We start from the raw sequence: 17,465 nt of genomic DNA on the forward strand, positions 1-17,465 counted from the left end.
CCGAACCATGCCGGCGGTGAGCAGCGCGGCCTGGCTCAGGGCGACGTCACCGTGCGGGGCACGAAGATCCGGTTCTTCAACACGCACCTCACCCATCAGAGCGTGCAGGGACGCATCGACCAGGCGATCGCGATCAACGAAGCGGTCGGGGCGGCAGGAATGCCCGCGGTCCTGGTCGGCGATCTGAACGCCGGGCCGGACTCGATCGAGTACGGCCACTTCACCGAGCTGCTGATGGACGTGTGGCCGGTCGTCGGCGAGGGCCCCGGGTACACGTTCGACAGCGACAACCCGATCGGCCGGATCGACTACGTACTCACCTCGGAAGACGTGACGCCCATGGCGGCCGAGGTGGTCGCTTCCCTGGCCTCCGATCACATGCCGGTCGTCGCCGAGGTCGTGCTCCCGCATCCGTCATCAAGCCGACACTGACCGCGTGCAGTGACGACGAAACCCCCGCCGCTTCCGCGACGGGGGTTTTCGACTTGCGCGCCCCGAGGGACTCGAACCCCCAACCTTCTGATCCGTGGTCTGACGGATTCTGGACCCCTGAGCGGAGCCTGAATCTCGCCGGAATGTGGCGTCAGGTTGAGACTGACACCGAATCGACGAACGTATCGGGGTCGGCATCATGAGCCGTGAGAGCGTGGACACGGCGTCCTACATCGGTTTCGCTCGACGGATCATCCGGGCCGCTGGCGAGCGTGTGGCGAACGCCGACGACTGGGAACTTGGTGAACTGCTCTCACTCAGGGACGAGGTAGAGCAGGCCATCACGAGGGCCGTGCAGGGCCTGCGTGAGCAGGGCCACTCGTGGCAGTACATCGCGGATGCGCTCGGGATCACCCGCCAGAGTGCGCACCAGCGCTACGCCGAGAAGGTGTCGGCATGAGCGCGCCCGGCGGGCGCCTGACCTTCGATGAGGTCTGCTGGGCGTGCCAGCAGGTCGCGAGGTTCTATCCCGAGCCGGTGCCGATGAGCGTGCTCGCCGAGGTGGCGGGCATGGATATCGGCTTGTGCGACCGGCACTGGAGCTGGTGGCTTGCGTACTGGATGAGTTCGGAGTTCAGCCCCGGATGCGCCTCGCACCTGATCGGCGTCGACACGGACCGCGAGTTCCGGTGCATCTGCGCCGACCCGCTGTCGGAAGGTGAAGCGCCGCGCCCGTGCCCCGAGCATGGATGGATGGGCGAAGGTGACGGCAGCCGTGGCTGACCTGCTCGACATGCTCGGCGACGAGTGGGCGTTGCCCGACGAGGACGAGGGGCCACGCACGTGCAAGCATCCTGATCGAGCGAACGTGACGCACGGTTGCCGCGAGTCCGGTCGCGTGCCGCTCACCTGGAGCGACGTGGGCGCGCCCGGCTATGTGGACGGGATGGGCCGGCCGACGTCGTGCGGGTACTGCTTCTCGTGCATGGGCAGCGGTCGCACGGCTATCCGTGATCCGTGGACGGATGCACTGATCGACTGGCAAGGCGCGAACTGCCTCTACTGTCGTGGCACGGGCTTCATGACGCACGCCTACGACTGCGCCGAGCGGCGCTTCCACGATCTGAACAACGGTCAGTGGCGGGTGCGCGAGCCGATCCGCGCGACGGCGTTCGGCGTCACCTTCGACCGGCGCACGGTCGTGCCGGGCGAGTACGCGCTGCCCACAGACCACCCGGACGGTTAGTCGCTAGCAGTCACGGCTACGCCATCATCGGACTACCCGGTACACCCGCCGGGTAGTTTCCTTCATGCATTTTTCGAGGGGGAATACATGCTCAACCAGGAATGGCTCGACGCCATCGCGGCATACGACGACGACCAGAAGGCCGGCGGGAAACCGCCCACGACGCGCCGCTCACGACGCGAGCACCTCCAGCACCTCGCGCGACGAGTGCACGCCGGCCCGTACGACCTCACCGCCGACGAGCTGGTGGCGTACGCGGCCGCGCAGTCGTGGGCGGTCGAGACTCGGCGCGGCCGCCGCAACACGTTCCTGTCGTTCTACCGGTGGGCGGTGCGGGTCGGGCACGTGCAGGAGAACGTCGCCGAGCATCTGCCGAAGGTGCCGATCCGCGCCGGCCGTGCGCGCCCCGCGCCGGATCGGGTCTACCACGAGGCGCTGATGCGAGCCAGCCACCGCGAGCAGCTGATGCTGCGCCTCGCGGCCGAGGTCGGGATGCGCCGCGCCGAGGTCGCCCAGGCGCACAGCGATGACCTGGTTGAGGACCTCGTAGGGTGGTCCCTCATCGTCCACGGCAAGGGTGACCGAATACGCGAGGTGCCGCTGCCGCCCTCGCTCGCGACCGCTCTGCTGAACCTGCCGCGCGGGTACTTCTTTCCCGGTCAGGACCACGGCCACCTGTCACCCAGGTACGTCGGCAAGCTGCTCGCCGAGCGGCTCCCCGAGGGCTGGACGATGCACACGCTGCGCCACCGGTTCGCGACGAGGTTGTACGCGCTCCGGTCCGATCTGCTGCTCGTGCAGGAGACTCTCGGGCACGCGAGCCCGAGCACAACCCGCCGCTATGTTGAGTACGACCGGACGCGGATGCGTGCGGCCATTGAGGAACTGGAGGCCAGTGATGTCCGCTATGCGTAACGTGCCGGTGGTGATGCTGCTCGCAGCATCCGTCGTTCTCCTGGCAGGGTGCGCGACCGGACCCGACCGGGACGAGGTGGTCGAGCGGTTCGCGCTGGAGTTGGAGAGCGGTTTCGGCGACTACGCCGATGGTGCATTCGATGAGGTCGCAGAGGGCTTCGCCGATGCAGCTCTCGACGGTCTGTGTGGCAGCGTCTCGTACGAGGCTGGGCTGACGAGCGATAACGCCGACCCTCAGCTGCTGTACGCGTGGCGCGTCGGCTGCCTGCATTACTTCGAGGACGACCTCTCTGCAGCGCAAGTCGAAGAGACGAAACAGATGATCCTCGACCATGCGCTGGAGAGTGTCGATTAGCGCGGCACGTTGGGTGCGGTGACGCCGAGCCCGAATCCGGCGCGGAGAACGCTCCACACGGCGAGGGCGGGGACGGTGACCGCGCCCACGTCGAACGCGGGTGAGGCGGCATCCGCTGCGATCACGGCCGCGAGGGTGAGGCCGGCGACGTCGAGGACGGCCCCGGCGATCTTGCGGGCCTTCGGGTTCTCGATGACGACGTTCGGCGTCTGAGTCGGGTTGCTGTTCACGGGGTGTCCTTTCAGGTGTTGACGTAGTTCAGGAGGATGCTGCCGCCGCTGGCGAGCAGCGCGAGGATGCCGGTGACGCGGCCCCAGCGGGCGTCGTTGTCCTCTTCGAGGTCGTTGAGGCGCTCGTCGTGGCGGGCGAGGGTCTTGCCCTTCTCGTCAAGGCGTCGGCCGTGCTGGTCGAGGGTGCCCTCGTGCTGGTCGAGGCGCTGGTCGTGGCGGGCGAGGGTGGCGGTCAGCATCCCTTCGATGCGTGCCACGCTGATGCGCAGGTCGGTCTCGTCACTCATGCGTTCGGAATCCCCCTCAGCTGCTCGGCGGTCACCCGCCCACGTGCGTAGGGCACCTTCTGCCCGGCGGCGGCGTAGGCGGCCTTGATCAGCGCCCACTCGACGGCAGTGATGCCGCGCTTGCGACCGTTCTTGATCTCGTAGACGGTGCCGGCGTTCGAAGGCTTGGCGTAGATGACGGGGAACATGTCTTCCTCCTCGGGGTCGGTTGCTGCGGGGTCGGGGTCGAAGCGATGCTGGTCTCGGTTCGCGAAGCGCTCGAAGTGCCATTCCTCCACGAGCCGGCCGTTGCGGTACACGGTCTGCCGCCAGCCGTGCCGGTTGAGGATGCGGACGATGCGGGGATCACGGTGGTCGTCGGTGTCGATCGCGCCGCCCTTGCAGTGCACCGAGTCGTCGGGCTCCAGCGCGATGGGTGCCCATGGTGCCCCGTAGCGCAGGTAGTGCTCGTACGCCTCCCGGAGCTTCTGCTGCGTGGCGGGGTCGCGCCATGCGCTGTTGATGTCGAGGTCCCGTCCGATCAGGGCCCGCACCTCGGCGTCCACGCGGCGCAGAGAGGCTGCGTGGTCGGGGGCGAGCCTGCCGCGCCCGCCGCCGACATCGACCGTCTGGGAGCGCTGGAGAACGCTCATGATGCGGCCTCTTCCAGTGCGGTGAGTCGCTGGGCGAGCAGGTCGAGGTCGGTGTGCAGCTGGTGGTTCTGCGCCATCAGCAGGGCGATGAAGTCGATGGACTCGACCTGCCCGTCGAGGTAGACCACGAACCGTTCCATCGGGGTGCCGAGCAGCTCTTCGGCGATGTACCCGATGCGGGCCTCGTCATCCACCGGGTGCGCGGGCGGTTCGGCACCGTCCTGCCTCATCCGGTACTGGCGCAGCGGGGCGGCGAACAGGTCGCCCAGGTCGGGCGCGTCGGTGATGTCGGTCTTGTACCGCTCCGACGACGCACCACGCGACAGCCGCCCATCGGAGTTGATGTAGGCGACGGTGTACCCGGACGTCGCGGCCGATGCTTCGGGCACGTACACGTGCTCGGTGAGGCGGACCGTCTTGCCGTAGAAGATGCCGTCGACGCCGAGGTTGCGGCCCACGGACAGGTGGTCGCCGGTGCCCCAGGTGTCGTTGCCGAGCCATCCGAACCAGAACCCGCCCGACCGTACCTCACTGTGCGAGTGCGTCGAGGGTGGGAAGCTGGAGGGTTTGCCGGTGATCGCGTTCCAGGTGAGGGAGATTGCCCCGACTTTCTGATCCGTGTACGCCTTCGCTGCGGTCAGGGCGGCGGCGGTCTTGGTGACGATGTAGTCGCGGGCCTTGTTGATCGCGAGCCACCCATCGCGGCGGTCCTCGGTGCCGTCCAGGACGGTCATCCCGTCGTTGAACGCTTCGGTTCCCTCGGTGCCCGTGTAGGTCTCAGCCATCAGATCACTTCCTCTGTCCAGGACTCCCCGACCGGGGAATCGGTCCATGCCTCACCGGCCGGGGTGAGAATCCACGCCGACGCCGGCGTGTCGGTGGTGCGGGCGGTGACCGTCACCGTGTCCTCGTCCAGCGACCAGGCGACGGTCGCGGCGAGCCCGGTCTGGATCGGGGTGCCGTCGAGCAGGATCGACAGCAGCTGATCGGTCGCCTCGTCCCAGGTCGGGATCGCGGTCACGGTCACCTCACGGCCACGCCGTTGCGCCCGCCTGACGACATGCTCGGCCCGGCCCGGCCCTGGGAACGGCGCATCGACCTGACGGTGCACGACCTTCGTCGGGGTGGTGGTGAGTGCGAACGCATCCGTGCGGCGCTGCTCGACCCCGTTGCGGTCGGTCCACACGTATTCGTACACGGCCGCGTCGTACCAGTCCTCCTGGTCGCGGGAGAGCCGCTCACGGGCCTGCTCGATGTTCGCCGCGTACCGGTACGTCTGAGAGCCCTCAGTGACGTGCGAGGCGTCACGCAGCCACCAGCGGCGCTGCTCGTCACACACCAGCCGGATGCCGGTCGCGAGCAGCAGCGGATGCAGGAACTCCATCGCCGACGTGCCGGCACGCCAGATCAGCGCCTGCGGGTCGCGTTCGATCGGGTACGGGCGGCGGGTCGAGGCGGACACGTGCGCCGCCCCGGACGCCTCGTAGATGTAGTTGCCGTCCACGGTCGCGGCGTCGAAGAACGGCACCGTGATCGACCGCAGCGTGACGCCGTCCACCCAGGGTGCAACGGCCTCATGCAGAATCCACCCGAGCGTGTCGTACGTGTTCCCCGCCACCCACTGCGTGCCCGCCTGACAGTAGGTGAAGACGCCGAGCTTGGCCGCGTTCGCCGGGGTCGTGAACGTGCCCTCCAGCAGCGTCCACGTGTTCGCGGTGAGGGTGCGGTTGTCGATGTCGAGGCCACCGTTGAGTACCGATCCGTCCTCAGCGAAGATCTGCACCGACAACCGGACTGGCTTCGCGACGTTCGCGCGCACCCACACGGCGAGGCGGTATGTCGTGAACGGCCGGCACGTGACCACCGGCGCGACCGTCCCGGTCTGCCCGTACGCGCCGCCCTGGCCGAGCCCACTGTTCCCGGTCCAGGTTGTTCGCGTGTACGTGGTCACGCCGGGCACCGGCCCGCCGGTCAGGCCGGTCGCGCGGGTGAGGGTGCCGTTCGCGCCACCCGCCGTCCAGTTGCCGAGCACGCCCCGCACGGACGGGTTGGTGATGAGGTTCGTGACTTCCCAGAACGCCGTGACATCAGCGTCCGGCCCGCCCGGATGGAGGGTCGCGCCGATCTTGCTGAGCACGTACTCGCACACCTGTCGGAGCGACGCCTGCCGTTCCCACGGTGCGGTGTCGTCCACGAGCTGGGCGTAGTCCATCAGGATCGCCTCATCCGATGCGAGGCGCAGCTCCACCGTCCCGGCGGCACGGTCGGGGTTGGCCTCACGGATGCCGAGATCGAACGTCCGCGTCGTCGCCGGCACCCAGACCGCCCCAGTCACCTCGCGGGACTCCACTACCGACGCCGACGCGCCGGCCGCGCCCAGCCAGCGGGTGCGCTCCAGCTCACCGTCCGGGTTGGTGCCCCCGTCGAAGTAGCCGGGGGCTTCGGTCGCGTGTTCGAGGATCGCGTCACGGACGATGATGCGTCCACCAGCGGGAATGTCACCCCCGCTAGCGGCGGAGAGCATCCAGCGGTTGTGAGTCGTGTTCGCCGGGGCTTGCCGTACGGCGGTGACGAGTGCGGTTTGCCCCGGCTGGATGGTCACGAGATCACCCTGACCGGCCAGCCCGATCTGTGCGCCGCCGTTGTACCAGACGTGCCACCCCCGGATGGTGACAGCGGGGAATCCGAGCGGCACGGTGACAGTGAACTCCCCCGCCCACGATTCGCCCGGGGAAGCGGTGTGGTACGGGCCGGCGAGGAACGTCGCCTTCGTGCCGTTCGTGAAGTTCAGCTGCACGCCGTCCGGAGTCGGGGCCTGCGTGGACACATTCGGTGTGCTCCAGCCCGTGATGGTGCGCAGCGCAGGGTACGGCAGCAGGTTCCGCCGCTGCTCGGTCCAGGGTGTGTATTGCTTCTCGGTGTGGTCGGAGCGGGTGGCGGTGATGCGGACGCGGGCGTTGTCGCGGGGGTCGAGCTGCTCGAGTAGCGCGGGGTTCTCGACGGAGCATTGCAGGGTGGCGTCGAGGTGCGGGATGCGGGAGGTGTCTGCCGTCACCTGCCCGCCGGTGACGCCGAGGGCGGTGCCGGCCGGGGTTGCTTCGGCGGTGTACGCGTGGTGGGAGAGGGTGCTCACGCGGTCACCTCCTGGAACGGGCAGGACACGATCCACACGTTGCGGGTCGCGTCGTCCAGCTCGCACTCGATGTCGCCACCGTCGCTGGGCACGACGAATGCCATGGCGAGGGTTGCCCGGTCGGGGTCGGTGAGGGTGAGGCGCTGCGGGGTCGCGAGCACCTGCACGGCGTGGGCGGCATCCGCTTCGGCGGGGAACACGAGGCGGAGGGTGCCGCGTCGGAGACCGGCGGGCCGGAACGTCACGTCGGGGTCGGTGCGGCCGAGGATCTCGTGCACGACGGTGCGGGCGGGTCGTGCGGCCCGCCACCCGTCCACGACGACGGGGGTGAGGGTGCCGGTGGTGTGCGTGATCGTCGTCATCCGTCGTACCCCATCGGTGTGATCACGCGCGCCTTGAGCGTCAGCGTGCGGCCCTGGTTGCGGGAGATGAGCCCGTTGATATCGCCCTGAGCGCGGGAGGTGTGTGCGTGGACGTTCACGTCCACGTCCTTGTCTCGGATGCCGTAGATCTTCTTTTCGATCGCGTCGGTATCGCGGGTCGCCTGCCCGGTCTCGGCGTCGATGTAGATGGTCGTGCCGTCTGGCAGCGCCACCACCTTGTCTCCGAACTCGTCGGTCTTGGTGATGGCGCCCTCGGTGTTCTCAGCGACGAGCGCCAGGTATCGGGAGTAGGCGTCGAACTGGTCGCCGCCGAGGCGCATCTCTTCACGGAGCTGCTCGAACGCCTGCCGGCCGACAACGGTCCGACTGGTCATCTGGGACATGGATTCCTTCGACCAGTCGAACTGCATCCCGACCTCAGCCATCTCGTCGGCGACTTGCTTCTCGGACTCCAGCAGCGCTTTGTTCGCAGCCTCCAGCGCCCATGCCTCGCCCGACATCGCAGCGATCGCGACGGAAACGTGTACACCCCAGTTCTTCGCGTTGTCCTGCGCGGCCTTGAACTTCTCGGCGTCCTCGGCGATCTGCATCCCGAGTGCCGTCGTCGCGGCCGCATTCAGAATTTTGTCGCCCGCCTCGATATAGGCCTGCGCCCACTCGGCCGCGCGCTCGCGAGACTGCTGTTCAGCTTCGTTGACCGCCTCGAACCCGGCAGCGGCGGCGCCGATACCGATAGCGGCTGCGGCACCCGCCGCGACACCAGCGGGGCCGAAGCCGCTGAACGCGTTCGCGGCGACCTCCTGCACGAGATCGACTGCGTCGGTCACGTCGCTGAACGATGCGGCAGTCTCCTTGATGCTCTGCTGCGCTTCGTCCTTGAACTCCTCAGCACCCTCGGAAGCTTTCTTGAACGCCTTGTCGCCGGTGTCGCCGATGTCGTCCATGGCGTCCTCGGTGCGCTCGGACTGCCGCTGCACGTCTTTGAGCGCGTCCTCCAGGTCGTCTACGCTGCGCTCGCCCTTGCGCCCGGCGTCCTGGAACTCGTCACCGAGGTCATCGACGGCGCGGCGTGCGTCGTCGGCGGAGTAGCCCATTTTGCGCAGCGCGTCGCGGATGTCGTCGTCGCTCTTCCCGGCTTTGCGGGAGGCGTCTACGAGCTTGGACGCGAAGTCGTCTACGTCGCGGCCGGCGTCACCGCTGGCGTCCGCGACGTCACCGACTGCCTGCTCCAGGTCGGCGAGGGCTTTCTGCCCGTCCTTCGCGCCCTTGGCGACGTCGGACGCGTTCAGGGCCATGTCGATCTCGAACCGCTTGGATGCCATCAGCGTGCCCTTTCGATCAGCTCAGCGACGGTGCGGTACGAGGTCTGCACCCACAGGGCCGCGATGCGGGGGATCATCGCGGCGACGGTGGGGATCACGACGCGCCCCTTCGGTTGGAAGTGCCAGAACTGGCGTTTTGTGCGGCGGGTGGTCTCGCCCCGCCTCGTGGTGTACGTCTTGTAGTCCTCCCGGTAGGCACCGAACTCGGTCTCGCGGGGGAACGCTTTCGCGGCGTTGGACCCGGCGATGAGCCGCACGCCCCGGTCGGAGACGTACACGGTGGACGGGTTGACGAGCCGGTCAAAGAAGATGCGGGCAGGTGCACGCTCGGCGAGGCCTTTCTTCCACTCGGGGACGATGACGGCCTTCGACTGGGCGCGCACCTGCTTCGCGACCTCCTTCGGGACGGTTGCGAGCACCTGGACGAGCGCCGTGAGTTCACGGCTCCGACGCACGTCCAGACGCATCGCAGTCGCCTCTCATGCCAGGACGGGCTGACCGTCCACGGGCAGCGCGACCGAGCCGGTCGCGAACGCGCCCACGGTGCCGCCGATGCTGCCAGGCAGGATCGTGACGGTGACGGTGATCGACTTCGCGCCGGTGCCCTTCTTGGGCGTGAACTTCGCGGTGACCTTCTTGCCGACGTTGGCGAGGCTGTACTGCGAGAACGAGTTGACGGTCTCCCAGTCCTGCGCGTAGTCGATGTTCGCGGTCCACTCGGGCTGCGCGACGTCCTGGTACACGGCCGCTGGGGTGAGTCCCTTCCACACCTGCACGCTCGCGTTGGGGGTGATCTCGACCTTCGAGACGTGCAGCTCAAAGTCGCCGACATCGGTCGCGCCGTCTTTGATGTTGAGCGTGCAGTCCCGCATGACGAACGGCTTCACGGTGATCTGTGCCATGGTCTCTACTCCTTGTCGGGGTTGGTGGTGGCGACGGTGATGGACATCCGCCACCCGATGTAGGTGTCGGCGAACACGGTCTTCGCTGCGCTGATGCTGTAGAACGAGCCGGCCGCGAACGCCGCCTCGAACAGAGCGGCGACCAGCTCGTCGGCCTCGTCCTCGCCCTTGCGCATGTCGGTCTTATTTGTGGCAATGCACAGGTCGGCGGACGCCGCGATGTGAGACAGGGGCGCCTCTGGCAACGGGGTGAAGCCGGTGTACTCGATCCACAGCAGCGGCTTGCGCAGCGTGCCGAGCGTCGGGATGCCCGGTTCGATGTCCCAACCGGCCGGCAGATGCGGGGCGAGTTCGTCGCTGATGTGCTGACGTACGGTCTTAGAGGGCATGAGGTTTCCCATCTGTGGGGCGGATGATGCCCTTGATCGTCTTGTCCATCGGGCGGGGCGTGAACGAGTACCCGTCCACACCGAGTTCCCCGCCGCTGTTGACGCGACCGGCGTTCCACAGGTTCTTGGCCTGCTGGAGCTGCGCGTACACGTAGTTGTCGGGCACGCCGTCGCCGGGTGCGGGATCCGCGACCCATTGGAACAGGGCCGGATTGGGGCTGTACGGCCCGACCGTGTTGAGCGCGCCCCACAGCATTACGTACTTGTTCTCCCCGCTGAAGACCACCTGAAGCTGCCACTGCGGTGAGTCGTCATCCGGGTTGATGATGATGATCGCGTCGCCGCCAGTGATGCCGAACGCATCCGGCAGCGGGAGCCCCTCGGGGTTCATTCTCGTCGCCGCCTGCCTCGGGTAGACGACAGCCGTCACGATCTGCCCGACCCGACTCAACTCGACCCGCTCACCGGTCGCCCAGTTGAGGGTGACGGGCTCGTAGATGGGTGCCGTGGTGGCGGGGGCGTAGGCGGTCACCTGGTCGCGTGCGACACCGAGGATGAACCCGAGCGTTTCGAGGTTCTCGATGGGCGCGTCGTCCCACGCGGCGAGCAGGCGTGCCTGCTCGTCGTCGGTGGTGATGTTGTACCAGGTGGCCATGTCCTACGCCCCTGCCGGTCACACTGCGGGGTCGTCGGTGCCGATGAGCACCAGCGACTCGGGGCGGACGACGAAGGTCTCCAGGTAGCCGATGACGGCTTTGTCGACACCGCCGCGGGCGATGTCGAGCGCGTCGAGCTGGATCGGCGTCTGCCCCTGCTCACGGAACTCGATGGCACCCTTTGCGCCGGCGGCGATCTGCGGGGCGAGGGGGTCGAGGCCGGTGAAGAACGCCTGCGGGGCCTTCTTGACGATGACCTTGCCGTCGGCGTTGCCCTCGCCGGTGCCGGCCTTCACGGAGAACGACACGTACTCGGGCACGAGGTCCTTCGGGGTGAAGAGCAGCTGACTCCACGCGACCGGGTTGACGACGGCGAACGACGGCTCGTCGTCGCTGTCGGTGACCGCCTCGATGGCGTCGATGAGCATGCCCATTGCGGCCGGGTAGTCGTGGCCGGCGACGGCCGGGTAGGTGCCCGGCGCAACGATCCGGTCGTTGGCTGCGGCCGAGGTGGACGCGGCGGCGATGATGTCGGTCAGGGCGCGCTTGTCGGTGACGCGGGCGTACGAGTCCACGACGAGCTGGAGGAACGCCTCGATGACATCCGCGCCGCCTTCGAGGTCGAACCACTCGCGGGCGATGTCGGCAGCCCATCCGTACTTGCGGAGGGTCGAGCCCTTGGTCGCGGTGGTCGCGCCACCGGACGGCATCTCGGACTTGTTGCCGGCCCACTCGGCGACGAGTTCAGCGTTCGCGTCGATGGTGAATCCCTTGCGCCCGCCGAGCTGGATGCCGCCGAACAGGTGGGTGACGAGGTCGATGTACTTGCGCTGGTAGCGCTTGCCCTGCCAGAGCTTGCCGACCCAGGCGGGCTGGAGCACGCCGGAGGCTGCGGTGGTGAGCCCGCCGGTTGCGTTGTACTTGATGTCGGTGAGCGCGGCGAGCAGGGTCTCGGCGTCGGACGTGTCGCCGATGCCGTTCTTGATCGCGGCGATGGATGCGAACACGCTGCCGAGATCGACCTCGCCGGGTGCGGCGGGCGGCTGGGTGCCGAGCAGGGTGGCCGGCACGGACGCCCCGGCGACGGTCTCGGTGACTGCGGATGCGGTCATGGTGGACTCCACTTCTTTCTCGTTGTTGTCCTCGGCCGGGGCGGCTTCGGTCTGGTCGGTCACACGGGTGACCGTGGTTGTGCTGACGTTCTCTTCCACGCGCCGCCACTTCACGCCGTCGGCGTCGGTGTACTCGCTGACGTACCGGCTGGAGGACTCCGCCTCGGGTGCCGGAGCTTCGGTGTCCTCGGCCGCGAGGAGCGTGGCGCCCTCGAACGCGGGGCGCTCGACGAGGGCGGCGGCGAACAGCCTGCCGCCGGTGGCTTTGCCGTCGCGGATGGTGACCTTCGCGACCTCGGCGGAGAGGTGCTTGCGCTTGCCCGCCTTGGCGTCGGCGAACGCTGCTCGGCCCTCGTCGGTCATGGCGAACTTGAACGTGCCCATGATTCCTTCGGGCTGCTCCCACGCGCGGGAGATGCCGCCGACGACGTCCTCACGCTTGTGCTCGATGTTCAGCGCCGCGCCGGTGGTGTCGGCGGGGAGGGTGAATGCGCCGCTGCCGACCTCGAACTCGCCGAGGTTGGATCGGCACTTCACCCCGTACGGGACCAGCAGCCCGGTCGCCGTCATGTCCTCTTCGCTGAACGCCAGCGTTCCGGCGTCGATGATCACAGCATCCATGTGTCTCAGTCCTCACTCGTGGTCGGTGTGGTCGGGTTCGGGGCGACGAGGTAGGCGGACGGGTCCACCCGGATCGAGAGCCCCTCGGCGCAGATGTCGTCCAGGGACAGGCGGGCCTCCACCGCGTCGGCGAACTTCGACAGACCGAAGTCCCACAGCTCGTTGCGGGTCGCGCCGTTCGCCTCGGTGGAGTAGTGGATGTCGCCGCCACCGGACTGCTTCGAGCCCTCCAGCAGCGAGGCCGGCACGCCGACGTGGTTCGCGATGTCGAGCCGGTTCGCGTTGCGGCCGGACTCGAACAGGTCGGTCGGCAGCTGGCCTGTCAGCTGAACGTCCACCCAGTCGGGCAGCATCCCGGTCGCGCCGCCCTTACCAGAGCGAGCCTTCATGAACTGCTTCCGGAACTCTTCACGCTCTTCCGCCGACCACATGCCCCAGTTGTCGGCGGCGATCTTCAGCAGGGTGAGCGCGACGGGGTTCTCGATCCGGTCACGGTAGGCGGCGTTGATCGCGCGGGCATCTTTCAGCACGTCGGCACCGTCTGTCATCAGCCCGTTGCTGTTGTAGCCGAGCGGGATCGCGACGAGGTGCTGCCGGTACCGGGGCGACACCGCCCCGTCCACGTCGAGCCGGCCAGTCTCCGGGTCCACGCTCCACCAGCCGCGCGGGATGTGCAGCGCGTCGATGGGCTTGCGGTCCTCACCGAGCTCGAACCCGATGACCGCCCATCCGTGCAGGAACAAGTCACCGTAGACGCCGTAGCGGAGGTTGCGGGGTGCGATCCCGGTGGACGAGTTCACCAGCCAGCGCGGCTGCACCGGGGTTTCCCCGTTCTCGTCGTACTGCTTCCACGGCATCCGGGCGAGGACACCGCAAATGAGTTCGTAGGAGCGCTTGACCGGGCCGATGCGCAGCGCGGTTTCGACGGTGAGGGTCTGGGAGGTGTCGTGCTCGGGCCACAGTGACGCGACGGTGATCTCCATCAGGGAGTTCTCCGGCGGCATGAACGGCGACACCGGCAGCACCGGGGCCGGTTTCACGGCCGGCCAGCCGGTGAGGAAATCCCAAAGACCCATGTGTGAAACGATCAGCCCGGTATGTGACGACCGAAAATCAGACGGCGTGTCCCTCGCGTGCCCGGTGCTTCGTGAACGCGTTCTGCGCCTGCGTGAGACCGGGGTGAGTGCGCTTCTCGTGGTCGGCTGCGCACTTCCATGCCTCGTGCTTGGTGAAGCGCATCGCGCGCCAGTACGGGCAGTCGGTGCAGACGATGACGATGCTGACGCGGGTGCAGTCGAGTCGGATCATGGCGGGTGCTCCTAGAAGTGGATGGCGTCGGCCGGGCTGATGCGCTTGGGGGTGTCGGCGAGGAATCGCAGCGCGAGCGCGCACGCCTCCAGCGGCGTCACGTCCGCCTCGGGGTCGTCCTTGGGCGGGCCGAACCGGAACGTGCCGTAGTTCCCGAACGCCTGCCGGGTCGCGACCCTCGCGGCGCGTTCCAGCTCGGGATGGTGGAAGATCACCAGGTCGTCGTCCTCCAACGCTTTCAGGAACCCGACCGTCGAGCCGGGGATGTCGGCGGCGACGGTGGGCTTCATGATCGGGCGCGGGTTGGCCATGCCGATGCGCTTCTCGGCGATCTCTTCCGTGTACCCGCGCTTGTCATACCAGAGCGTCGTCGGCCGGCGGCGCAGCCGCATCAGTACCTCGCGCTCAAGGTTCGTGGTTCCGGCCTGCCACCACCACAGCGCGACCGCCCGCTTCCGACGCGGCGCGGCCTCCCCGGCGAGGGCGAGCGCGTTGGACACAAGATCGCCGGGCTCTTCGTACTCCCACGCGACGGCGAGGGATGCAGCCGTGCCGAGGTGGTGCACCTTAAGCGCGGCGCTGAACCGCTCCGGCGGCTCGGGCGGCACACCGCGCCGCATCGCACGCTCCAGCTGCGCGGGTGGGATCATCACGTCTGCCGCGCCCTCGAACCCGAACTGCCCGCCGTACTCGATCAGGAAGTCATCCAGCGGCACCCGGTCGAACGACCGCTTCGGGGCGTCGGCCAGCGTGGTGAACCCCATACCGGGGTGGATGCGCTCAATCCACTCCCGCATCCGACCGCCCGTCGCGCCGGTCTTCGGGTGCGGCATGTCCGGCTCCCACGAGACCAGCTCGGCACGGTCCACGGTCTCCGGGATGCCGTGCCACAGAACGGCGGCGTCCGGGTCGTGCAGCGTGTCCCACAGCAGATTCCCGGTGCGCCACTTCGCGCCGGTGCCCGCGATGACGAACTGCGCGCCGGGCTTGGTGTCCATCGTCGGGATGACGGCCCGCACCACGTCCGCGCCCTGCTCCGGGTCAGCCTCACCGCCCTCGTCACCGAACGCCATGTCGAACCCGCCCGACCGGAACCCGTCACCGTTCGGCGTCGAGACCACCAGGGTCGCGCCGGTGTGGTGGAACGTCAGCTGCTCGCTGCCCTTGCCGAGGTTGATGCTGACCGGGCTATCACGCTTCGACGGCCACAGCCGCTCCAGGTGCGCCACGATGTCCTCCCGGAACCGCTGCCCCGCCTTCGCCCCGGTGGTGAACATCGTCCACCCGACCCGGTACTCGTCCCGCGACCAGCAGCGGCCCAGCATCACCGCCTGCACCGCCGTCGTCTTGGTCGAGCGGCGCGGCTCGAAGATCCCGTTCATGAACCGCCCGGCGGCGAGCAGATCGGCGACCATGAGCTGCATCGGTGACGGCCCGTACCCCCCGTCCCCTGCACGCTGCCGCTGATCGAGGCGCAGCAGCCGCGCCCCTTGGATGAACTCGCCACGAGACTGCTCCGTGGTCACCAGCTGATCGAGGCGGATCGGCGTCATCTGCTCGATGCGCGAACGCCATTCGAGCCAATTCGCCTCCGACCACAGATCGGAGAGAGTGGGCAGCGCGGGAGTCACAAGAACCTCCAGTTCAGGGGGAGAAATTGCTGTTGGAGCCAAAGGCGGGGGTTGCGGCGATCTCTAAAAAAAGTCCGGCCGGTCACCACGGCGCGAGCCCGACACCGCCACGACGAACAGGGCGCAGGCTCGGCCGAGGTCGCCGACCGTTCGTGATCGCCGCGCCGCGCCGGCCACCCTCGCCACGGTTGCAGCGCACGCACTCCGGTGCGAGGTTCGAGCGGGCGGGCCCGCCGTGCGGGTCGAGGTGTCCCACGTCGAACGGTGCGCCGGGCTCCAGCATCCGCCCGCACCGCCAGCACCGCACCTCGTCGCCGAGCCGCCAGGCTCGACGGACCTGCGCCCGCACCAGCCGAGCGTTGCGCAGGAACTCCGGGTCGCGGTGCTTCGCAGTCATCGGCGCGGCCAGAGCACGAGCGCCCAGAGGATGACCGCTGCGATGAGGCCGGGCACGGTCGGGATGTGGTCAACCACGGTGCGCCTCCCGGTAGGCGCGTGCCATGTTGCGGCTCACACCGTCCGGGCCGATGCCCGCGAGGGTGGTGCGGCCGGCGTCCACGAACGCCCATGCGGCGTCGAGGTAGTCGCTGCCGTCCTCGGCGAGCCGGGCTCGGGCGTTGCTGAGGGTGGTGGCGATGCCGGCCAGGACGAAGGCGGTATCCGGCAGGTGGTGCGCCTCGGCGCGCTCGGCGCGGATGCGGGCCGAGGCGATCAGGTCAGCAAGTGCGGTGTCGGCGTGGTCGATCTCGATGCGCTCGATGGTCATGGTCATGATGCGGGTCCCGTCTGCTTGGGCTGGTAGGTCGGACCGAGAATGCTCCTGATCTCGGCGACGCTCGGTCGCGTGATGGGCTGGCGCTCCTGCCGACCGTCGTCGCGGTGATGTCCACAGACGCACCAGCCGGACTCCAGATACCGATGCTCGATGGCTGCTTCGCTCATGGGTTGTCGCTTTCTCGCGCGCTCACCAAGGTGAGATGAGAGGAAGAGTCTTGGTAGGAGGGTTTAAGGACGGATATGGCGACACCAGTTGTCACCCCTGGATGCCGGTTTGTGTCACCCCTGAAAGCGCCAGGGGTGACACGGTTGTCACCCCTGGACTCGGGACCCTGCCCGTGCTCTTCGGCGTAGAGCAGCGCCCACGTCAGGACGTCGTAGACGGTTGGTCGGTAGCGAGGGTCGAAGTGCTCGACGTATCGCTGATCTCCGACGCGGATCAGGCCGGCGTCGAGCAGCTCGCGGATGGCGCGCTGCACGGTGCGGGTCGAGCACTGGAGCGAGTCGGCGATGGACTGGACGCCGGGGTATGCGCCATAGCCGAGGTCGTCGGCGCGGTCGGCTAGCTTGAGCAGCACGCGATGCGCAGTGCCGTTGCAACGAGCTAGCGGGAGGTCGGCAGCCCAGATGTACGCATTCAGGCTCATCGTGAAACCTGTGCCAATGTCGCGTTATCTGTCATGTGAGGGACACTAACGCGCGCGCGAACCGCAACACGGGATTGCATTGCGCTCGGCGTGTCGTGTTTTCTGTGCAGGTGTCAGGCTATGCTGACAGCATGACACTCATGAACGATGCAGGGTTGACCACCCTCGGGCAGCGGATTAAGGCCGCTCGCCAGCTGGCCGGCATGCGTCAGGAGGACCTGGCCTACGCTGTCGGCGCTTCTCGCTCGGCGGTGAACGAGTGGGAGCACGAGCGCTCGGAGCCGAACGCTACTCGAATGTTCGCCATCGCCCAGACAACGAATCAGCCCCTCGGCTGGTTCGCCGAGGGGCTGATTCAAGTGCGCGCCCCGAGGGACTCGAACCCCCAACCTTCTGATCCGTAGTCAGATGCTCTATCCATTGAGCTAGGGGCGCACTGCCCGCTCAGCGGGCCAGGGAACAGCCTACAACAGGTTCACACACGATG

26 protein-coding genes and 1 tRNA gene are annotated in these 17,465 nt (G+C 68.0%); 7 read left to right on the forward strand and 20 right to left on the reverse strand.

From position 1 onward, the window contains the following. The 6 genes from RIN18_RS16115 to RIN18_RS16140 form a co-directional block, all read left to right on the forward strand. Positions 1-432, forward strand: a 432-nt coding sequence (locus RIN18_RS16115) for an endonuclease/exonuclease/phosphatase family protein (protein WP_309105007.1), incomplete at its 5' end; no start/stop codon positions are given. A 199-nt stretch (positions 433-631) separates the two neighbouring features. Beyond that, complete coding sequence (locus RIN18_RS16120; protein WP_309105008.1) at positions 632-892, forward strand: hypothetical protein; 261 nt, start codon at positions 632-634, stop codon at positions 890-892. After that, positions 889-1,215 carry a hypothetical protein gene (locus tag RIN18_RS16125; RefSeq protein ID WP_309105009.1) on the forward strand — a complete coding sequence of 109 codons (327 nt, stop codon included), beginning with the start codon at positions 889-891 and terminating at the stop codon, positions 1,213-1,215. Before RIN18_RS16120 ends, RIN18_RS16125 begins: the two co-directional genes overlap by 4 nt. Next, positions 1,208-1,678 carry a hypothetical protein gene (locus RIN18_RS16130; protein ID WP_309105010.1) on the forward strand — a complete coding sequence of 157 codons (471 nt, stop codon included), beginning with the start codon at positions 1,208-1,210 and terminating at the stop codon, positions 1,676-1,678. The genes RIN18_RS16125 and RIN18_RS16130 overlap by 8 nt, the downstream gene beginning before the upstream one ends. A gap of 87 nt (positions 1,679-1,765) precedes the next feature. Next, positions 1,766-2,593, forward strand: a complete 828-nt coding sequence (locus tag RIN18_RS16135) for a tyrosine-type recombinase/integrase (RefSeq protein WP_309105011.1) — start codon at positions 1,766-1,768, stop codon at positions 2,591-2,593. Next, entirely contained in the window at positions 2,577-2,948 is a 372-nt protein-coding gene (locus RIN18_RS16140; protein ID WP_309105012.1) for a hypothetical protein, read from the forward strand. The genes RIN18_RS16135 and RIN18_RS16140 overlap by 17 nt, the downstream gene beginning before the upstream one ends. Here RIN18_RS16140 and RIN18_RS16145 read toward each other — a convergent pair. The 19 genes from RIN18_RS16145 to RIN18_RS16235 form a co-directional block, all read right to left on the reverse strand. Further along, the gene (locus RIN18_RS16145) at positions 2,945-3,178 is read right to left on the reverse strand and encodes a hypothetical protein (RefSeq protein ID WP_309105013.1); all 234 of its coding nucleotides are present in this window, start codon (positions 3,176-3,178) and stop codon (positions 2,945-2,947) included. The two genes, RIN18_RS16140 and RIN18_RS16145, sit on opposite strands and share 4 nt — an antisense overlap. A gap of 11 nt (positions 3,179-3,189) precedes the next feature. Further along, positions 3,190-3,465 (reverse strand): hypothetical protein, encoded by a 276-nt coding sequence (locus tag RIN18_RS16150; RefSeq protein ID WP_309105014.1) that lies wholly within the window; start codon positions 3,463-3,465, stop codon positions 3,190-3,192. Beyond that, complete coding sequence (locus RIN18_RS16155) at positions 3,462-4,097, reverse strand: hypothetical protein (RefSeq protein ID WP_309105015.1); 636 nt, start codon at positions 4,095-4,097, stop codon at positions 3,462-3,464. The genes RIN18_RS16150 and RIN18_RS16155 overlap by 4 nt, the downstream gene beginning before the upstream one ends. Continuing rightward, the gene (locus RIN18_RS16160; RefSeq protein WP_309105016.1) at positions 4,094-4,882 is read right to left on the reverse strand and encodes a hypothetical protein; all 789 of its coding nucleotides are present in this window, start codon (positions 4,880-4,882) and stop codon (positions 4,094-4,096) included. Before RIN18_RS16160 ends, RIN18_RS16155 begins: the two co-directional genes overlap by 4 nt. After that, positions 4,882-7,230: a carbohydrate binding domain-containing protein gene (locus tag RIN18_RS16165; protein ID WP_309105017.1), complete on the reverse strand. Its 2,349-nt coding sequence runs from the start codon at positions 7,228-7,230 to the stop codon at positions 4,882-4,884. The genes RIN18_RS16160 and RIN18_RS16165 overlap by 1 nt, the downstream gene beginning before the upstream one ends. Beyond that, a complete protein-coding gene (locus RIN18_RS16170) occupies positions 7,227-7,592 on the reverse strand; it encodes a hypothetical protein (protein WP_309105018.1) in 366 nt (121 codons plus the stop codon). The genes RIN18_RS16165 and RIN18_RS16170 overlap by 4 nt, the downstream gene beginning before the upstream one ends. Continuing rightward, on the reverse strand, positions 7,589-8,935 hold the full coding sequence (locus RIN18_RS16175; protein WP_309105019.1) for a hypothetical protein: 1,347 nt from the start codon (positions 8,933-8,935) through the stop codon (positions 7,589-7,591). Before RIN18_RS16175 ends, RIN18_RS16170 begins: the two co-directional genes overlap by 4 nt. Next, positions 8,935-9,402 carry a hypothetical protein gene (locus RIN18_RS16180; protein WP_309105020.1) on the reverse strand — a complete coding sequence of 156 codons (468 nt, stop codon included), beginning with the start codon at positions 9,400-9,402 and terminating at the stop codon, positions 8,935-8,937. Before RIN18_RS16180 ends, RIN18_RS16175 begins: the two co-directional genes overlap by 1 nt. Positions 9,403-9,414: 12 nt before the next feature. Then, a complete protein-coding gene (locus RIN18_RS16185) occupies positions 9,415-9,837 on the reverse strand; it encodes a hypothetical protein (RefSeq protein WP_309105021.1) in 423 nt (140 codons plus the stop codon). 5 nt (positions 9,838-9,842) lie between these two features. After that, complete coding sequence (locus RIN18_RS16190) at positions 9,843-10,226, reverse strand: hypothetical protein (protein WP_309105022.1); 384 nt, start codon at positions 10,224-10,226, stop codon at positions 9,843-9,845. Further along, positions 10,216-10,881 (reverse strand): hypothetical protein, encoded by a 666-nt coding sequence (locus tag RIN18_RS16195; RefSeq protein ID WP_309105023.1) that lies wholly within the window; start codon positions 10,879-10,881, stop codon positions 10,216-10,218. Before RIN18_RS16195 ends, RIN18_RS16190 begins: the two co-directional genes overlap by 11 nt. Before the next feature lie 18 nt (positions 10,882-10,899). Next, on the reverse strand, positions 10,900-12,615 hold the full coding sequence (locus RIN18_RS16200) for a hypothetical protein (RefSeq protein ID WP_309105024.1): 1,716 nt from the start codon (positions 12,613-12,615) through the stop codon (positions 10,900-10,902). A gap of 5 nt (positions 12,616-12,620) precedes the next feature. Further along, a complete protein-coding gene (locus RIN18_RS16205; RefSeq protein ID WP_309105025.1) occupies positions 12,621-13,691 on the reverse strand; it encodes a phage portal protein in 1,071 nt (356 codons plus the stop codon). 37 nt (positions 13,692-13,728) lie between these two features. After that, positions 13,729-13,923 carry a hypothetical protein gene (locus tag RIN18_RS16210; protein ID WP_309105026.1) on the reverse strand — a complete coding sequence of 65 codons (195 nt, stop codon included), beginning with the start codon at positions 13,921-13,923 and terminating at the stop codon, positions 13,729-13,731. A gap of 11 nt (positions 13,924-13,934) precedes the next feature. Then, positions 13,935-15,554 (reverse strand): hypothetical protein, encoded by a 1,620-nt coding sequence (locus tag RIN18_RS16215; RefSeq protein WP_309105027.1) that lies wholly within the window; start codon positions 15,552-15,554, stop codon positions 13,935-13,937. An 82-nt stretch (positions 15,555-15,636) separates the two neighbouring features. Continuing rightward, the gene (locus RIN18_RS16220; protein ID WP_309105028.1) at positions 15,637-15,951 is read right to left on the reverse strand and encodes a hypothetical protein; all 315 of its coding nucleotides are present in this window, start codon (positions 15,949-15,951) and stop codon (positions 15,637-15,639) included. A 69-nt stretch (positions 15,952-16,020) separates the two neighbouring features. Beyond that, the gene (locus tag RIN18_RS16225) at positions 16,021-16,326 is read right to left on the reverse strand and encodes a hypothetical protein (RefSeq protein ID WP_309105029.1); all 306 of its coding nucleotides are present in this window, start codon (positions 16,324-16,326) and stop codon (positions 16,021-16,023) included. After that, positions 16,323-16,496, reverse strand: coding sequence for a hypothetical protein (locus tag RIN18_RS16230; protein WP_309105030.1), 174 nt, complete (start codon positions 16,494-16,496; stop codon positions 16,323-16,325). Before RIN18_RS16230 ends, RIN18_RS16225 begins: the two co-directional genes overlap by 4 nt. Continuing rightward, positions 16,493-16,978 carry a helix-turn-helix domain-containing protein gene (locus tag RIN18_RS16235; protein WP_309105031.1) on the reverse strand — a complete coding sequence of 162 codons (486 nt, stop codon included), beginning with the start codon at positions 16,976-16,978 and terminating at the stop codon, positions 16,493-16,495. Before RIN18_RS16235 ends, RIN18_RS16230 begins: the two co-directional genes overlap by 4 nt. Before the next feature lie 140 nt (positions 16,979-17,118). Between RIN18_RS16235 and RIN18_RS17685 the strand changes: the two genes are divergently transcribed. After that, positions 17,119-17,382 (forward strand): helix-turn-helix domain-containing protein, encoded by a 264-nt coding sequence (locus RIN18_RS17685; RefSeq protein WP_375163544.1) that lies wholly within the window; start codon positions 17,119-17,121, stop codon positions 17,380-17,382. Here the strand turns inward: RIN18_RS17685 and RIN18_RS16240 are convergent. Beyond that, positions 17,341-17,413: transfer RNA gene (locus RIN18_RS16240), tRNA-Arg, on the reverse strand. The two genes, RIN18_RS17685 and RIN18_RS16240, sit on opposite strands and share 42 nt — an antisense overlap. Between the last annotated feature and the right edge of the window lie 52 nt (positions 17,414-17,465).

Source organism: Microbacterium sp. (genome assembly GCF_031179285.1).
In the GTDB taxonomy this organism is placed as follows: domain Bacteria; phylum Actinomycetota; class Actinomycetes; order Actinomycetales; family Microbacteriaceae; genus Microbacterium.

Bases quoted from the DNA above. Each gene is read 5' to 3' on its own strand.
- RIN18_RS16120 (WP_309105008.1), top strand. From the start codon at position 632: ATGAGCCGTGAGAGCGTGGACACGGCGTCCTACATCGGTTTCGCTCGA.
- RIN18_RS16125 (WP_309105009.1), top strand. From the start codon at position 889: ATGAGCGCGCCCGGCGGGCGCCTGACCTTCGATGAGGTCTGCTGGGCG.
- RIN18_RS16135 (WP_309105011.1), top strand. From the start codon at position 1,766: ATGCTCAACCAGGAATGGCTCGACGCCATCGCGGCATACGACGACGAC.
- RIN18_RS16140 (WP_309105012.1), top strand. From the start codon at position 2,577: ATGTCCGCTATGCGTAACGTGCCGGTGGTGATGCTGCTCGCAGCATCC.
- RIN18_RS16150 (WP_309105014.1), bottom strand. From the start codon at position 3,465: ATGAGTGACGAGACCGACCTGCGCATCAGCGTGGCACGCATCGAAGGG.
- RIN18_RS16155 (WP_309105015.1), bottom strand. From the start codon at position 4,097: ATGAGCGTTCTCCAGCGCTCCCAGACGGTCGATGTCGGCGGCGGGCGC.
- RIN18_RS16160 (WP_309105016.1), bottom strand. From the start codon at position 4,882: ATGGCTGAGACCTACACGGGCACCGAGGGAACCGAAGCGTTCAACGAC.
- RIN18_RS16170 (WP_309105018.1), bottom strand. From the start codon at position 7,592: ATGACGACGATCACGCACACCACCGGCACCCTCACCCCCGTCGTCGTG.
- RIN18_RS16175 (WP_309105019.1), bottom strand. From the start codon at position 8,935: ATGGCATCCAAGCGGTTCGAGATCGACATGGCCCTGAACGCGTCCGAC.
- RIN18_RS16180 (WP_309105020.1), bottom strand. From the start codon at position 9,402: ATGCGTCTGGACGTGCGTCGGAGCCGTGAACTCACGGCGCTCGTCCAG.
- RIN18_RS16185 (WP_309105021.1), bottom strand. From the start codon at position 9,837: ATGGCACAGATCACCGTGAAGCCGTTCGTCATGCGGGACTGCACGCTC.
- RIN18_RS16190 (WP_309105022.1), bottom strand. From the start codon at position 10,226: ATGCCCTCTAAGACCGTACGTCAGCACATCAGCGACGAACTCGCCCCG.
- RIN18_RS16195 (WP_309105023.1), bottom strand. From the start codon at position 10,881: ATGGCCACCTGGTACAACATCACCACCGACGACGAGCAGGCACGCCTG.
- RIN18_RS16200 (WP_309105024.1), bottom strand. From the start codon at position 12,615: ATGGATGCTGTGATCATCGACGCCGGAACGCTGGCGTTCAGCGAAGAG.
- RIN18_RS16205 (WP_309105025.1), bottom strand. From the start codon at position 13,691: ATGGGTCTTTGGGATTTCCTCACCGGCTGGCCGGCCGTGAAACCGGCC.
- RIN18_RS16210 (WP_309105026.1), bottom strand. From the start codon at position 13,923: ATGATCCGACTCGACTGCACCCGCGTCAGCATCGTCATCGTCTGCACC.
- RIN18_RS16220 (WP_309105028.1), bottom strand. From the start codon at position 15,951: ATGACTGCGAAGCACCGCGACCCGGAGTTCCTGCGCAACGCTCGGCTG.
- RIN18_RS16225 (WP_309105029.1), bottom strand. From the start codon at position 16,326: ATGACCATGACCATCGAGCGCATCGAGATCGACCACGCCGACACCGCA.
- RIN18_RS16230 (WP_309105030.1), bottom strand. From the start codon at position 16,496: ATGAGCGAAGCAGCCATCGAGCATCGGTATCTGGAGTCCGGCTGGTGC.
- RIN18_RS16235 (WP_309105031.1), bottom strand. From the start codon at position 16,978: ATGAGCCTGAATGCGTACATCTGGGCTGCCGACCTCCCGCTAGCTCGT.
- RIN18_RS17685 (WP_375163544.1), top strand. From the start codon at position 17,119: ATGAACGATGCAGGGTTGACCACCCTCGGGCAGCGGATTAAGGCCGCT.